Source organism: Streptomyces sp. EDA2-14, from assembly GCF_054963755.1.
The window spans coordinates 41,934-54,413 of record NZ_JBUEGE010000031.1 but is presented as its reverse complement, the minus strand read 5'-3'; the positions used below and the strand labels follow the sequence as shown (position 1 = coordinate 54,413).

Below are 12,480 nucleotides of genomic sequence, written 5' to 3'. Positions count from 1 at the left end.
AAACGTAAAGCGATCATGAGGATCAGTGAGGGGGAGTGAGCCTCAGTGAGCCCTGAAACTAGGGGCGTTGACCTGCACAAACAACATTCCGTGAGGATCAGTGAGGATCAGTGAGGGGGTGTTGTGGCATCCATGTGGCATCCACGTGGCATCGCCCCTCACACCGCCCGCAGCGATCGAACACCCTCGACCTCCGGAGCCATCCGAGCCCGCACCTGCGCGGCCACATCCTCCGGCGCGTGTTGGTACAGCCACGTCACCTTCGACCCGCGCTCATGCCCCATGACCGCCTGCACATCCTTCTCCGGAATCCCGAGATCCTTGAGCCACGTCGCGAACACGTGCCGCAGATCATGGACACGCGGCCACCACTCCAGCCGCCCCGTCTCCGAGTTCTTGACCTGCCGCGCAACCCCCGCATCCTGGATCGCAGGCACCCACATCCGACGGAAGTTGTGCCGCGTGAGCACCCCACCCATCGGACCGCGGAACACCAGCTCGTCAGCGTGCAGGTCGTACGGATCCTCGCCGATCGGGGTCACCTTCTCCGACGGGCGCCACCGCGACACCATCGTCTCGATCGCCCCGGCCGCTTCCGGGATCACCGGCACGGTCCGGAATCCGGCAATGCTCTTCGGCGCCGCCTTCCGGAACAGCTTCCCGTCGTCCTCGCTGAGCACTTCCTTCACCTTGAGGTGCTGAGCCTCCAGATCCACACTCTCCCACCGCAGGCCCGTCGCCTCACCCCACCGCATCCCGGTCGCCTCCAGGAAGACGACCAACGGGCGGTAGTACAAGGGCAGGTGCTCGATGATGAGCGCCACCTGCTCGCGCGTCGGCGGCCGTGTCTCGTCCGGGTGCTTGGCCGGCGCCTCGCCAATGTCGAGGTCGGCGGCCGGGTTGAAGGGGAGGCGCTGCCCGTCCTTCACCGCGGCCCGGAGCAGCATGTCGAGCAGCTCCTTGACCTTCTTCCGCGTGTGATAGCCCTTCACCTGCTTGGTGATCCACGCCTGGAGTTCGATGTGCTCCAGGTCGCACAGCCGCCACTCGCCCCACTCCGGCTCAATGTGGGTCTTCCAGTTCGACAGCTTCCGGTTCTCGGTGGTGACGGCACGCTTCGGCTGCGCCTCCCACCACAGTTCCCACCACGCCGACAACTTGATCTGCCCACGCTTCGGATCCGCGTAGGTCCGCTCCCGAACCCGGGTGCGCTGCTTGTCGAGGTGCGCCTCGGCGGCCTTCTTCCCACCGTCCTTGATCTTGAAGCACTTCTGTCGCTGCCTCCCGGCCGGATCCCGGTAGCGGGCCTGCCACGACCCGATGCAGTCGCGCCGGCGCTTTCGCTCGCCGTACTGCTCGGGCGGGTACTTCTCCATGCAGAGCTGGCAGCCGCAGCCTTTCTCGCGCAACTGCCTCGGGTTGTTACTTCCCTTGGACGCCATGGCGCCTCATCACCTCACCGCTCCTTCGCTGCTGTGGCACGTGCGCGAGGAGCCGTACGGGCTCCCCGCACCAGCAGACTGCACCCAACGGGCGCTGTGGGATGTGGAGTTCGGAGAGCACCGCACGGACGGCGGTGAGAACCCGTTCGCCGTCCAGCTCGGACGGAACGGTGATGAGCTGCCGGGAAGAGTCCCACGGCACTAGATCGTCGACCGGTGCGTACTGCACGCGGATGCACATATGGCAGTCCCCCAGGTAACCACGCTTCCAGAGTGAGCCGTGGGGGAGGACATCGGCCGTGTGCCCGAAGGTACAACCAAAATGGGTAACTTGCGACCAGTCCCAGCACACTTAGCGATCAAAGATTCACCGCGTGTGAAAAGGGTCTTCACGTTCGACACGAGGCGGGCACGAAAGGTTGCACGAACCACAGAAACGGATGAGCCCCACGGCCGGTAGTGGCGAGGGGTTAGGACTTGTTCGAGTCGTTCAGCGCCTTCAACTGCGTCTCCGTGAAGCGCTGTTGCTCCTCGGTCAACCCTCGATACAGGGCGAGGATCCGCTCCTCGGCGTCCTCGTCGAGCGGGCCGGGCGTGCGGCGGCCGGCCGCTGCGTAGATCCGGTCCTCGGTGAACTTGGGAAACGACTCGTGCAGCGCGCGGAGCTTGAGCTGGTTCGGGCCGCGCCCGGTGCCGCGCTTGCGGTTGACCCACGAGTTCACGGTGGCAGGGGCGACCCCGATACGGCGCGCGATCTCGCTGTCGCTGACGTCGTATTCGTCCTTGAGGCGGGCGAGGAGCTGCGCGAGATCCTCGTCCGGGTGCTCTGTGTCTGCCACGGGCTCAAGACTGCCGTCTGACCTTCTACTTTCGCAAGTGAAAGTAGAAGCATGGCGGGATGTCACAGCGGCGCGTGACCTCCCCGTCGCGCACCGATGCGTCTGTCATATGCAAACAGAGTAGAACACTCTTTCGAACGTGTCTCGCGACTCGCCCCACTCACTGAAACTCACGCCGACACACTTGCACTCACTGACACTCACACTGTAGAAATGTGTCAACGGCGGCCGGAACGGCAGCCAAAGCCAGCCACGGCGCGAGGTATCCGCATGACCAACCTGATCCGCAAGGGCGAAGGCGAGCCACTCAGAACCGCGATGCACGCGGCCGGCCTGTCTGGACCCGCACTCTCCGTCAAGACGAAGGCGGTCGACGCGGCCGGTAGGGGTATAAGCCCCGCCGCCATCGGCCGACTCGCCGGAACCGGAACCAGTGCCCGCGCAGAAGCGCGGCTGCGGACGGCGTGGCTGATCGCCGACGCGCTCGGCGTACCGCTCCAACGCCTCTTTTCCATGCCCTCAGTTTCAACTGACACAGTAGAAAGGTCTAGCCCCCATGGCGAGCAAGACCCTCGCTGAGCGCGCGGAGATACTCCGCCCCACCGGACTCGCCCCCCTGCTCAACAGCACCCAGCTCCAGGCCCACTACGGGATCTCGAACTGGACGGCCAACGAGTGGCGCAAGGCCGGGTGCCCGGTGCAGCGGCTCCCCGGCGGTATCCGCCGCTACAGCCTCGCCGACGTCGACGCCTGGCTCGCCGAGCAGGCGCCCGACGCCGCCGAGGCCCGCGCCGAGCTGTCCCGCAAGGCCTTCGCGGCCCGCGCATAACCCCTCTGAACGCGCCGAAGGGCCCGCCTGACTTTCCCGGCCGGCGAGCCCCACGACTACGGCGCCCCTACCTACAGAGAAAGAGAGGCCCCGGTGGCCACATCCTTTCAGACCTCACCCCCGCGCTTGACCTTTCGCGAGCGACAGGACGCCCGGCAGCGCCACGAGCGCGAGTACGAGGTCACGGTCAACGTGATGAGCCTGCCCTCGGAGCACGTCGCTTCGGAGGCGACGCCCGACGAGGTGCACGTGTTCGCGACGGACATGGACGTCCTCGCCGCGTGGTTCTACGAGATGGGCGGCACCGTGACGGTGGTCGATCTGCCGACCGGGGTGAGCGTGTGGACGCTGCGGACGCAGACGTTGGCGGACTCGACGGTCGCTGATCAGGTCGCCTGCCCGGTGCTGGTGTCGGTGCCCCTGTTGACCGGTGCTCCGGTCATGCAGGAGATCCGTGAGGCGGTCGCCGCATGAACACGGCCCGAGTGAACTCGGCGGCCGGGGTGATCCTCGCCGCGTTGGAGCAGGACCGGGTGCCTGCGGGTATCGCGCTGGCGTTGGAGTCGGCGGGGCTGCTCATGTCCCCGGAGATCGCTGCCGAGTTGGAGCGGCTGCGGGCTCGTGTCGCCGACCTGGAGGCCACGAAGCCCGTCGCCTACCTCGCGATGAGCGGAGAGCGCCTGCTCGGCCTGTATCGCCTGGAGGTCGACGCACTGCACCACTGCGAGGAGGCGTCCCAGCGAGGTGCGTACAGGACGTGTCCTCTCTCCTGGCGGAGGGCGTCGGGCGGGTCACACGAGCTGTTCGCGTGGACGTCCCAAGAGGTGGAGGGCAGCACCGGTCTCTCCGTATCGCCGATTGAGGTGCGTCCTGAGTTCGACAAGGGCTGGGGCGAGGACGCGGACGAGACGGTCGCGGCGTCGACGGACCGGTTGACGGCGCTGCTCGCCCCGACGCAGGCCCTCCGCGCGGGCGAGACAGGTGGTGCAGCGTGCTGACCGCCGACCCGACCAAGCATCTCCTCGGCTACGGCCGACGTGACGCGGCCACCGGGATGCTGCACGGCTACATCCGCTGGCCCAACGGACGTCCGCCCACGCCGTTCGGCTGCCGCTGGTGCGGCACCGAAAGCAGCGGCCACGGCCGCCGGTGGATGCCCGGTCACGAGATTCACGCGTGGGTGCAGCCGACCGAGGCGCAGATCCTCGCGCGGATGAAGGCCCGCCGTGCGGCCCGCAAAGCCGTGTGCCGGTGCGGCCGGCCGGGCGTGGACCCGTACCAGTGCGAGGCCGACGACTGCACGTACGAGTTCCCCGAGCTGAACCCCTTCGGTGCTGCTCGTCCGGTCGATGTGCCGAGCGCCGAGGTCTCGCGCAAGTGCGGGCGCTGCGGCTGGCGTTCGAGCGTCTGGCATGTGGCCGACGGATCGGCGGAGGCCGAACTCCACGGCCACGTCACCCGGGTTCACGGCGGTGTCTACGCCGAGACGGGCGGTGCCTCGTGCTGACGAACGCGCTCGTCATCTTCTTCCTCGCGCTCTCCGGTGAGGCCCTCGTCCTCTTTAAGGCCGGCCTCGACCGCGAGTTCCCCATGGACAACGAACCGAAGGGCGGCACGCGATGAGCTACCGCATCGAGGGCCCGTTCCCTCTCACCATCACGCCCACGCCCGAAGGCGCGGAGATCGACGTCAGCAAGTTCCTCGTACGCGCTGTGTTCCTGGCGCTGTTCGAGGACGCCGACGAGGGGCCGGAGTCGTTCGCCGACGAGTTCGTCGACATGCACGCCCTGGCGCAGGCCGCGCAGCGCGGCGGCGCCGACTGCCACGAACGGCACGAGTTCGACGAGCGCATGAACGAGATGATCGACAAGTACGCGGACGGCGGCACCGTCGATTTGTACGCGGGCGGGGTGGCTCAACTCCTGACGGCTGTGCGGGAGATCGCGGCGCCGCGTCCGGTGCCGGGGCAGCGAGGTGCGGCATGAGCGCCTCGCCCGAGGTCGAGAACTACCCCGGCGAACTCCCCATGCTGCGCGGCCTGGTCCGAGCGATCCGCGCCATTGCCGAGCACAGCGACATGGACGAGCTGCGCCGCGTTCTGGCCGAGCACGAGACCGACGAGCAGGCCGCGTACGGCGCGCTTGTGGAGAAGGCCACCGCTCCGGCGGCGACGGTCACTCCCGAGCTGCTGCCCAAGGCGGACGTCGTCGCCTGGCTGACCAAGAAGGCCCGCGAGCAGCGGGTGGGCGGCACCCGCGAGAACAGGATGCTGGCGGACGCGATCAGCGTGCTGGCCTCCAAGGCCGACCGTGGCGCCATCCGCCCGGACAACCTGCTCATGCTGCCCGCCGACTTCTTCGAGCCGGGGCACGCCTACACGCACCGCAATGGCCACGACTTCAAGTGCGTCGCGGTCACCAACCACCCGCAGACCGGCGAACGGCTCGCCATGGGCTGGCACATCGACGGGTGGGGATGGCACTACCCCGCCGCCGTCGGCATCGACCAGTGGAACCACGAGTACGACGGCGTGCAGCCGCCGGAAGGGACAGAGGGCGGCGCCAAGTGACCAACCCGAAGCACGCCCACGACACCGCGCGGGGCCGCTACTACAGCGACCCCGCCGGGGGCCCCGACCTCGTCTCCGTCACCAACGTCCTCGACACCTCAGTGAACAAGTCCATGGCCCTCGTGCCGTGGGGCGTGAAGCTCACCGTCGAGCACGTCTTCGACAACTGGGGAGCCGTCGCCCGCCGCCTCCTCGGCGACCGGACCGCGCTCACCAAGGAGATCAAGGCCGTCCACCGCGACGCCCGGGAACGCGCCGCCGACCTCGGCGACCGCGTCCACGCCGCAGCGGAGGCACGCCTCCTCGGCGCCCCGATCGCGGACGACCCGGAAGTCGCCCCGTACCTCGCGCAGTTCGACACGTGGCTCGCCTCCTGGGGCGTGGTCCCTGCCGAGCACGTCGAGGCCACGGAGATCACCGTTCTCCACCGGCGCCTCGGCTACGCGGGCACCGCCGATCTCCTGATCTGGCTGCCCACCGGCCCGGGCCGCGTGCTGGAGCTGTGGCTCATCGACTACAAGAGCTCGGCCACCCGGCCGGCCAAGTCGGTGTACCCGGAGAACACGCTCCAGCTCGCCGCGCTGCGCTACGCCGAGGCCGTTCTCCTCCCGGACGACACGGAGCAGCCCATGCCGCTCGTCGCGCGGACGGGCGTCCTCAACCTCCGCGCCCGCAGCCACGCCCTGGTGCCGATGCCCGCCGACCGGACCGCGCACCGCGCGTTCCGCGGCGCCCTCGAAAACACCCGCTGGCTCCACGCCGCGAAGTCCTCGTACCCCGCGCTCGCTGCCCCTGTCGGCGCCGCGCGCACCACCGGAAAGGCGGCCTGAACATGGGGGCCCGACTCCGCAACATCCAAGCCCGCGCGGCCGAGCACGGCCGCCTGCGCACCGGCTACACGCAGGGCAACCGGCCAATGCGCTCCCCGAACTGGGTCGTCACCTCGCACAGCGAGGAGCACGTCCGTAAGGCGGCCGAGCTGTGGGGCGGCACGCCCGAGCAGTGGTCGCCGCTCAATTCGACGATCGGCCAGTGGCGCGTCATCACCACCTCGCCGTCCATCGAGGCTCTGATCACGCCGGGCGACCCGCTCAACCAGTACAACGAGATGTGGTCCAAGGGCGGCTGCCAGCGCCGCTGTGACGGCGAGACCGAACTCCTCACCCGGCAGCCCTGCATCTGCGCCGCCCGCTTCGGCGAGAGCTGGCACGAGCAGAAGAAGGGCGCCGTCTGCTCCACCACCTCCCGCCTGAACGTCATGCTCCCGGACCTGTCCGGCATGGGCATGTGGCGGGCCGAGACCCACTCCTTCTACGCCGCGCAGGAGTGGGGCGGCATGGTCGACATGGTCCTCGCCGGAACAAATGGTGAGGGGTTCATCCCGGTGAACCTGCGGATCGAGCCGCGCCAGCGCGTCGCGAACGGCGAGACGAAGAAGTTCCCTGTCGTTGTCGTCGAGCTGCGCGGCATCACCCCGCGCCAGGCCCTGGCCGGACCGGTGAACGCTGCGACCGCCCTCAACCCGGGTGCGGCCGGCGGGCAGCGTGCCGCGATCGAAGCGCCGCGCCCCGACTACCTCGCCGAGGCCGAGGGCGCGCTCACCTCCGACGACGTGCGCGACGTGTGGCGGAAGGCGTCTGCGGCCGGGCACGTCGACCCGAAGGGCAGCGACGAGCTGTCGCAGAAGCTCATGGCGCTCGCGGCGGCGAAGGACGCGGAGTCGGTCGCCGACGAGGCGGGCGAGTCCGGGTGGGAGGCCGAGGCCGACAAGCAGGCCGCTTACGAGGCCGCGCCGGATGAGGAAGGCGCGTACGAGGTCGAGATCGTCGACGACGCGGAGCAGGCGGGTAGTTGGCCGGTCGCGGCGCAGCCCGGATCGGGGGCCCGCTCATGAGCGAGTGGTTCACCGGCCGCCTGTGCGGCTTCGACCTGGAGACCACCGGCATCGACGTCGAGCAGGACCGCATCGTCACCGCCTGCGTCGTCCAGTGCGGCGAGGGCCACCCCACCGCCTCCGGTACGTGGATGGCCGACCCCAGGGTCGAGATCCCCGAGGAGGCCGCGAAGGTCCACGGCATCACCACCGAGCGCGCCCGCGCCGAGGGCAGGCCGGCGGCCGAGGTCGTCGAGCAGGTCGTCGCCGCGCTCGCCGCGGTCGTCGTCTCCGGTGTGCCGGTCGTCGCGATGAACGCCCCGTACGACTTCACGATCCTCGACCGCGAGGCTCGCCGTCACGGTGTGCAGCCGCTCGTCGACATCGTCGGCGACGACCTCCGCGTCGTCGACCCGCGTGTCCTCGACAAGGCAGTCGACAAGTTCCGTCGCGGCGGCCGCACGTTGGAAGACCTTTGCCGCACCTACGAGGTTCGGCTCGACGGCGCGCACTCGGCGTCCGCCGACGCGATCGCAGCGTGCCGAGTCGCGTGGCGGATCGCCAGGAAGAAGCCGCAGATCGGCGGGGCTTCGCTCACGGACTTGCACGCGTGGCAGATCGGGTGGGCGCGCGAGCAGGCCGAGAGCCTCGCGGACTACTTCCGGCGCACTCCCGGCAAGGAGCACCAGGCCGACGGTGTCCGCACCGAGTGGCCGCTCATCCCCGCGCAGCACACGGGCGGTGATGCCTGATGTTCGGACGCAAGAGCCGCCGCATCGCCGACCTCGTTGCCCGCGTCGAGCAGCTCGCCGAGCAGCGCGACGAGGCCATCGAGAACGCCGCCACCTTCAAAGCCGCCGCCGTACGAACTGCCGCGCGCAACAACCGGCTCACTGCGGCCGAGGAGCGGCACGACGCCGACCTCGACGCCGTGGTCGACCGCCTCGACCGGGCGCTCCGCGGCTACGTCCGGTACCGCGCTGCGCACTCCGCCGAGACCCGTCGAGCCAACCGGCTCCAGGCCCGCCTCGACGACGCCCTCGGACTCAACACAGCTTCGGTCCAGGACGGCCAGCGCTGGCAGCAGACCCGCCCCGACAAGCCCCGCGAGGTGAAGCAGCCGTGAGTGCTTTCGCCGTACTGAAGCAGATCGTCCGTCCCACCGGCCGCCACCGCTCCACTCACGCGCTCGAGCGGAGCGTCCAACTCGAGCGACTCCTCGAGGAGATGCCCCGCGAGGCCGTGCTCGAGGACAGCGCGCTCGAGCAACTCCTCGAGGAAGGCGAAGTCGAGGCCAACGACTGGGCGCACTGCCCGGCCGAGCAGCGCACGACTTTTCACGCCATGAACACCGACGGGTCCCGCACGTGCTGGACCTGTGACACGACCACAGCAGGTGAACAGTGACCGCACCCACCCTGTTCGACACCGAGGCACCGGCCGCGATCCCGGCGGTCGGGCCCCGGCCCCTCGTCATCGGCCTCGACATGGCCCTCGGCACGAGCGGCATCGCAGGCCCCGGATGGACCGACACCATCCGCACCGGCAACCTCCGCGGCGAGCAGCGCCTCCGCTACATCACCGACACCGCCACCAGCTTCTACCGGCGCGCGGACTTCGTCGCCATCGAGGGCGCCGCCTTCTCGCACGCCAAGCAGGTCGGGCACGACGAGATGTCGGGGCTCCGCTGGATGATCCGCTGCGACCTCTGGAGCCGCGGCATCCCGTTCGCCGTCGTGACCCCGGACTCGCGGACGATCTACGCCACCGGCAAGGCCCGTTGGAAGGACGAGGCCGGCCGAAAGCTCACGCCGAAGCAGGTCAAGGGGCTCGTACGCGACGAGGCCGCGGGCCGCTACGGCATGGAGTTCACCGGGACGACCCGATACGACGAGGCCGACGCGTACGTGCTGATGGCGATGGCCATGGACTGGCTCGGCTACTCGCTCGCCGAGGTCCCGACCACGCATGCCCGCGCGCTCAAGGGCGTGCCGTGGCCGACGCAGCCCGTGGCGGTGGCCGCATGATCCTCCACACCCCGTTCAGCATCGCCGCGCCCGACATCCTCGCCCGCGAGGAATCGTGGCAGGACCGCGCCGCCTGCCGCACCGCGCAGTACCACGACCACGCCGACCTCTGGTACGCCCACTCCCGCGACCGCGACGCCGTCAACGCCGCCCGCCGCATCTGCAACGACTGCCCGGTCCGCGCCGAGTGCCAGGAGTACGCCCTCGACCGGCGCGAGCAGTGGGGGATATGGGGCGGACTCACCCAGGCACAGCGGCGCAGCATCCTCCGTGACCGGTCCAAGACCCGCACTGCCGCGCAGGCCGCTGCATGAACGGGCTCGGGCCGACGATCGGCAACCCGCACCCCGGCTACGGAATCCGCGTCCGCCTCGACAACGCGAAGGCCAAGTCCCTTGCGGCCGCCGACTTCACCTGCCCGTGCGGCCACGCCGAGGACGCCGTCGGCTACGCCGAGACCGAGTACCTGGTCATCCGCGCGCAGCGCCACCGCCGCGACGCCTGCCCGATCCCCGAAGTCCGCGAGCAGGCAGATCGCCAGTACGCCGCCCTCCAGCACTCCCTGACCAAGCCCCGCCGCAAGTAGCCCCACCCGAGAGGAACAGCACATGCCCAAACTCGGACCCGCCGACGTCCCCGAGGTCAAGCTCGACGCCGGCGCCGCACACATCGAAGCCTCGCTCTCCCGCGACCAGCGCCGCGGCCTCTTCGAGAAGCCCGGCACAACCGTGTACGCGATCGTCGCGCTCACTTCCAAGAGCTACACCGGTCACGCCGACGGCGAGGACAAGGACCCGCAGGTCAAGGTCCGCGTCACCGAGTGCGAGGTCGCCCGCAGCGACGAGGACGCCGCCGCCCTGGCCGACGCCAAGCGCGCCATGTGGAGGGGCCGCCAGATCGACGGAACCCTCGACGAGGTCGGCGAAGGCCCGCAGCGGCCCGACGCGGCTCTCCTCGACGTCACGGTCACGAAGCCCACCGAGGACGAGCTCAAGGAGCACAAGCGGCGCACCGAGGACCGCCGCCGCTCCGAGTACGTCCGCTAGCACCGCCACCGGGGCCGCCATCCCCTGCGGCCCCGGCCAGGCACCCGACCAGCACGACCGAGAGAAGGACCGTTGAGCCTCGAAGCCACTGTGTGGGCGCTCAAGTTCGCGCCGCCCATGCCTCCGCAGCTGCTCGGCACGTTGTTCGGCCTGGCCGACCACGCCGACAAGCGGGGACGTGGCGCGTACCCCTCGGTCCCCACGCTGTCCGCGTACGCCTGCAAGTCGGAGCGCTCCGTGCAGCGCGACCTGAAGGAGCTGAGCGGCCTCGGCCTGATCCGGTCCGGCGACCAGTCCGCTGCGGCTCACATCCCGCAGGAACGCCGGCCGCACGTCTACGACTTGGCCATCGAGAAGACTGTCCCGGGGGGCCGCGCCGGGAGCGATGGGGTGACGCGGGCGTCACGGGTGACGCTGACGTCATCCCGCGCACGGGGCGGGCGTAAGAGCACAGGTCAGGCCGAAGGTGGGGTGACGCCCACGTCAGGGGTGACGCCCACGTCACCCCCCGACGCCCACGTCACCGCCGGGGTGACGCCCACGTCCGAGTGGGGTGACGCCCACGTCGCAACCGGGGTGACGCCCACGTCACCCAAACCGTCCTTTGAACCACCCACTAACCGTCAGATGAACCAAGAGAGGGCCGGGCACTACTCCGACCCCACCAGCCACACGGGCAACCAGCCCCGGCCTGACGGCCGCCACATCATCCCCGACGACTTCGCGATCACCGACGCCGAACGACGGTGGGCCCACTCGACCTACCCCCACCTCGACATCGACTTCGAGACCCAACAGTTCGTCTCGTACTGGCGCAGCGAAGGCCGCCGGAAGAAGAACTGGCACGACGCCTGGCAGAAGTGGATCCGCGACTCCTCGCGCCGCTCCACTCCCCAGCAAGGCGCCTTCCTCGTCCCCCTCGACGGCGGCAACCAGGGCCCCACACAGCCCCGCCGCAACACCACCGACGACCGCGTAGCCGGATGGCTCGACCTCGCATCAGGAGGAGACCAGTGACCCCAGACGAAGCAGCCCGACTCCTCGCCGCCTGCGCCGCCTTCGACAACCGCCAGCCCAGCGAGATGGCCAAGCAGGCATGGGCCGCAGCCCTCCGCGACCTCCCCTGCGACGACGACACCTTCGAAGCCGTCGCCCGCTACTACAGCGCGCCCGCGGCCCCCGGCGAGACCGGACGACGCTGGATCGAACCCCACCACGTCCGCTCCACCCGCCAGAAGATCCGCGACGAACGCCTCGGCGCCACCATCCCGGCCTACGACCCGACCGACCCCAACGAGGACGGCAACACGTTCGTCGCCCGCCGCCGCGCACAACTCCACGCCATCGCCGACGGCCGCGAACAACCCATCCCCGTCCAAGCGCTGGCCGGCGGCCCCAACCTCCGCGTCACCAAGGCACTCAAAGGCGTAGGCCACCCGGAGGTCATCGCAGACCTCGACAACGACGAGCCGTACATGCCCGAAGGGTTCCGCGAGTCCGTCGGCATGGGCACCGCCCCACCCGAACTCCGCATCCCGTGCCCCAACCACGGCTGCCGCGCCCTCGCCCGCCAGCCCTGTAAGACCCCACACGGCCGCACACGCCGCATTCCACACGAAGCCCGCACCGACGCCGCCCGAGGAGCCGCATGATCCGCGTCGACCTCCCCGACATCCCCAGCACCGACCGGCTCATCGAAGCCCTCCACGTCGCCGCTGGCACCCGCCCCAACACCGCGCAGGCCACCGAGTGGCGACGCATCGCCCACGACCTGGAGCAAGCCCTCGACGCCCTCGGCCCGACCCACCCGATCCAACAGGTCCACCAGAACGCGGCCTGAGCACGCGCATCCGGT

General features: G+C 69.8%; 21 protein-coding genes and 1 pseudogene. 20 read left to right on the top strand and 2 right to left on the bottom strand.

Annotated elements, in window-relative coordinates; translation table 11 throughout:
- Positions 1-158: 158 nt before the first annotated feature.
- Positions 159-1,442: a tyrosine-type recombinase/integrase gene (locus ACY34M_RS40425; RefSeq protein ID WP_462723683.1), complete on the bottom strand. Its 1,284-nt coding sequence runs from the start codon at positions 1,440-1,442 to the stop codon at positions 159-161.
- A 470-nt stretch (positions 1,443-1,912) separates the two neighbouring features.
- Complete coding sequence (locus ACY34M_RS40420) at positions 1,913-2,281, bottom strand: helix-turn-helix domain-containing protein (protein ID WP_462723682.1); 369 nt, start codon at positions 2,279-2,281, stop codon at positions 1,913-1,915.
- Positions 2,282-2,837: 556 nt separating this feature from the next.
- Here ACY34M_RS40420 and ACY34M_RS40415 point away from each other — a divergent pair.
- From ACY34M_RS40415 to ACY34M_RS40320, 20 genes and pseudogenes are all read left to right on the top strand, one after another.
- A complete protein-coding gene (locus ACY34M_RS40415; RefSeq protein ID WP_462723681.1) occupies positions 2,838-3,110 on the top strand; it encodes a helix-turn-helix transcriptional regulator in 273 nt (90 codons plus the stop codon).
- A 126-nt stretch (positions 3,111-3,236) separates the two neighbouring features.
- Positions 3,237-3,584: a hypothetical protein gene (locus tag ACY34M_RS40410; protein ID WP_462723680.1), complete on the top strand. Its 348-nt coding sequence runs from the start codon at positions 3,237-3,239 to the stop codon at positions 3,582-3,584.
- Entirely contained in the window at positions 3,581-4,108 is a 528-nt protein-coding gene (locus ACY34M_RS40405) for a hypothetical protein (RefSeq protein ID WP_462723679.1), read from the top strand. The genes ACY34M_RS40410 and ACY34M_RS40405 overlap by 4 nt, the downstream gene beginning before the upstream one ends.
- Positions 4,102-4,617, top strand: coding sequence for a hypothetical protein (locus ACY34M_RS40400; RefSeq protein ID WP_462723678.1), 516 nt, complete (start codon positions 4,102-4,104; stop codon positions 4,615-4,617). Before ACY34M_RS40405 ends, ACY34M_RS40400 begins: the two co-directional genes overlap by 7 nt.
- The gene (locus ACY34M_RS40395; RefSeq protein ID WP_462723677.1) at positions 4,611-4,733 is read left to right on the top strand and encodes a hypothetical protein; all 123 of its coding nucleotides are present in this window, start codon (positions 4,611-4,613) and stop codon (positions 4,731-4,733) included. The genes ACY34M_RS40400 and ACY34M_RS40395 overlap by 7 nt, the downstream gene beginning before the upstream one ends.
- Positions 4,730-5,095: a hypothetical protein gene (locus ACY34M_RS40390; protein ID WP_462723676.1), complete on the top strand. Its 366-nt coding sequence runs from the start codon at positions 4,730-4,732 to the stop codon at positions 5,093-5,095. The genes ACY34M_RS40395 and ACY34M_RS40390 overlap by 4 nt, the downstream gene beginning before the upstream one ends.
- Complete coding sequence (locus ACY34M_RS40385; protein WP_462723675.1) at positions 5,092-5,679, top strand: hypothetical protein; 588 nt, start codon at positions 5,092-5,094, stop codon at positions 5,677-5,679. The genes ACY34M_RS40390 and ACY34M_RS40385 overlap by 4 nt, the downstream gene beginning before the upstream one ends.
- Positions 5,676-6,509, top strand: coding sequence for a hypothetical protein (locus tag ACY34M_RS40380; RefSeq protein ID WP_462723674.1), 834 nt, complete (start codon positions 5,676-5,678; stop codon positions 6,507-6,509). The genes ACY34M_RS40385 and ACY34M_RS40380 overlap by 4 nt, the downstream gene beginning before the upstream one ends.
- Positions 6,510-6,511: 2 nt before the next feature.
- Positions 6,512-7,573, top strand: coding sequence for a recombination directionality factor (locus tag ACY34M_RS40375; RefSeq protein WP_462723673.1), 1,062 nt, complete (start codon positions 6,512-6,514; stop codon positions 7,571-7,573).
- Positions 7,570-8,304 carry an exonuclease domain-containing protein gene (locus ACY34M_RS40370; RefSeq protein ID WP_462723672.1) on the top strand — a complete coding sequence of 245 codons (735 nt, stop codon included), beginning with the start codon at positions 7,570-7,572 and terminating at the stop codon, positions 8,302-8,304. The genes ACY34M_RS40375 and ACY34M_RS40370 overlap by 4 nt, the downstream gene beginning before the upstream one ends.
- On the top strand, positions 8,304-8,678 hold the full coding sequence (locus ACY34M_RS40365; protein WP_462723671.1) for a hypothetical protein: 375 nt from the start codon (positions 8,304-8,306) through the stop codon (positions 8,676-8,678). The genes ACY34M_RS40370 and ACY34M_RS40365 overlap by 1 nt, the downstream gene beginning before the upstream one ends.
- The gene (locus ACY34M_RS40360) at positions 8,675-8,959 is read left to right on the top strand and encodes a hypothetical protein (RefSeq protein WP_462723670.1); all 285 of its coding nucleotides are present in this window, start codon (positions 8,675-8,677) and stop codon (positions 8,957-8,959) included. Before ACY34M_RS40365 ends, ACY34M_RS40360 begins: the two co-directional genes overlap by 4 nt.
- A complete protein-coding gene (locus ACY34M_RS40355) occupies positions 8,956-9,579 on the top strand; it encodes a hypothetical protein (protein WP_462723669.1) in 624 nt (207 codons plus the stop codon). The genes ACY34M_RS40360 and ACY34M_RS40355 overlap by 4 nt, the downstream gene beginning before the upstream one ends.
- Positions 9,576-9,893, top strand: a complete 318-nt coding sequence (locus ACY34M_RS40350) for a WhiB family transcriptional regulator (protein WP_462723668.1) — start codon at positions 9,576-9,578, stop codon at positions 9,891-9,893. The genes ACY34M_RS40355 and ACY34M_RS40350 overlap by 4 nt, the downstream gene beginning before the upstream one ends.
- A complete protein-coding gene (locus tag ACY34M_RS40345; RefSeq protein WP_462723667.1) occupies positions 9,890-10,165 on the top strand; it encodes a hypothetical protein in 276 nt (91 codons plus the stop codon). Before ACY34M_RS40350 ends, ACY34M_RS40345 begins: the two co-directional genes overlap by 4 nt.
- 22 nt (positions 10,166-10,187) lie before the next feature.
- A complete protein-coding gene (locus ACY34M_RS40340) occupies positions 10,188-10,625 on the top strand; it encodes a hypothetical protein (protein WP_462723666.1) in 438 nt (145 codons plus the stop codon).
- A 117-nt stretch (positions 10,626-10,742) separates the two neighbouring features.
- Positions 10,743-10,892, top strand: a pseudogene (locus ACY34M_RS40335) (helix-turn-helix domain-containing protein); the annotation flags it as partial.
- A gap of 360 nt (positions 10,893-11,252) precedes the next feature.
- Positions 11,253-11,642, top strand: a complete 390-nt coding sequence (locus ACY34M_RS40330; RefSeq protein ID WP_462723685.1) for a hypothetical protein — start codon at positions 11,253-11,255, stop codon at positions 11,640-11,642.
- Complete coding sequence (locus ACY34M_RS40325; RefSeq protein ID WP_462723665.1) at positions 11,639-12,277, top strand: zinc finger domain-containing protein; 639 nt, start codon at positions 11,639-11,641, stop codon at positions 12,275-12,277. Before ACY34M_RS40330 ends, ACY34M_RS40325 begins: the two co-directional genes overlap by 4 nt.
- Positions 12,274-12,465, top strand: coding sequence for a hypothetical protein (locus ACY34M_RS40320; RefSeq protein ID WP_462723664.1), 192 nt, complete (start codon positions 12,274-12,276; stop codon positions 12,463-12,465). Before ACY34M_RS40325 ends, ACY34M_RS40320 begins: the two co-directional genes overlap by 4 nt.
- Positions 12,466-12,480: the final 15 nt, after the last annotated feature.

Coding starts and splice junctions, on each gene's coding strand:
- ACY34M_RS40425 (WP_462723683.1), bottom strand. CDS start 1,442: ATGGCGTCCAAGGGAAGTAACAACCCGAGGCAGTTGCGCGAGAAAGGC.
- ACY34M_RS40415 (WP_462723681.1), top strand. CDS start 2,838: ATGGCGAGCAAGACCCTCGCTGAGCGCGCGGAGATACTCCGCCCCACC.
- ACY34M_RS40405 (WP_462723679.1), top strand. CDS start 3,581: ATGAACACGGCCCGAGTGAACTCGGCGGCCGGGGTGATCCTCGCCGCG.
- ACY34M_RS40390 (WP_462723676.1), top strand. CDS start 4,730: ATGAGCTACCGCATCGAGGGCCCGTTCCCTCTCACCATCACGCCCACG.
- ACY34M_RS40385 (WP_462723675.1), top strand. CDS start 5,092: ATGAGCGCCTCGCCCGAGGTCGAGAACTACCCCGGCGAACTCCCCATG.
- ACY34M_RS40375 (WP_462723673.1), top strand. CDS start 6,512: ATGGGGGCCCGACTCCGCAACATCCAAGCCCGCGCGGCCGAGCACGGC.
- ACY34M_RS40370 (WP_462723672.1), top strand. CDS start 7,570: ATGAGCGAGTGGTTCACCGGCCGCCTGTGCGGCTTCGACCTGGAGACC.
- ACY34M_RS40365 (WP_462723671.1), top strand. CDS start 8,304: ATGTTCGGACGCAAGAGCCGCCGCATCGCCGACCTCGTTGCCCGCGTC.
- ACY34M_RS40350 (WP_462723668.1), top strand. CDS start 9,576: ATGATCCTCCACACCCCGTTCAGCATCGCCGCGCCCGACATCCTCGCC.
- ACY34M_RS40345 (WP_462723667.1), top strand. CDS start 9,890: ATGAACGGGCTCGGGCCGACGATCGGCAACCCGCACCCCGGCTACGGA.
- ACY34M_RS40340 (WP_462723666.1), top strand. CDS start 10,188: ATGCCCAAACTCGGACCCGCCGACGTCCCCGAGGTCAAGCTCGACGCC.
- ACY34M_RS40330 (WP_462723685.1), top strand. CDS start 11,253: ATGAACCAAGAGAGGGCCGGGCACTACTCCGACCCCACCAGCCACACG.
- ACY34M_RS40320 (WP_462723664.1), top strand. CDS start 12,274: ATGATCCGCGTCGACCTCCCCGACATCCCCAGCACCGACCGGCTCATC.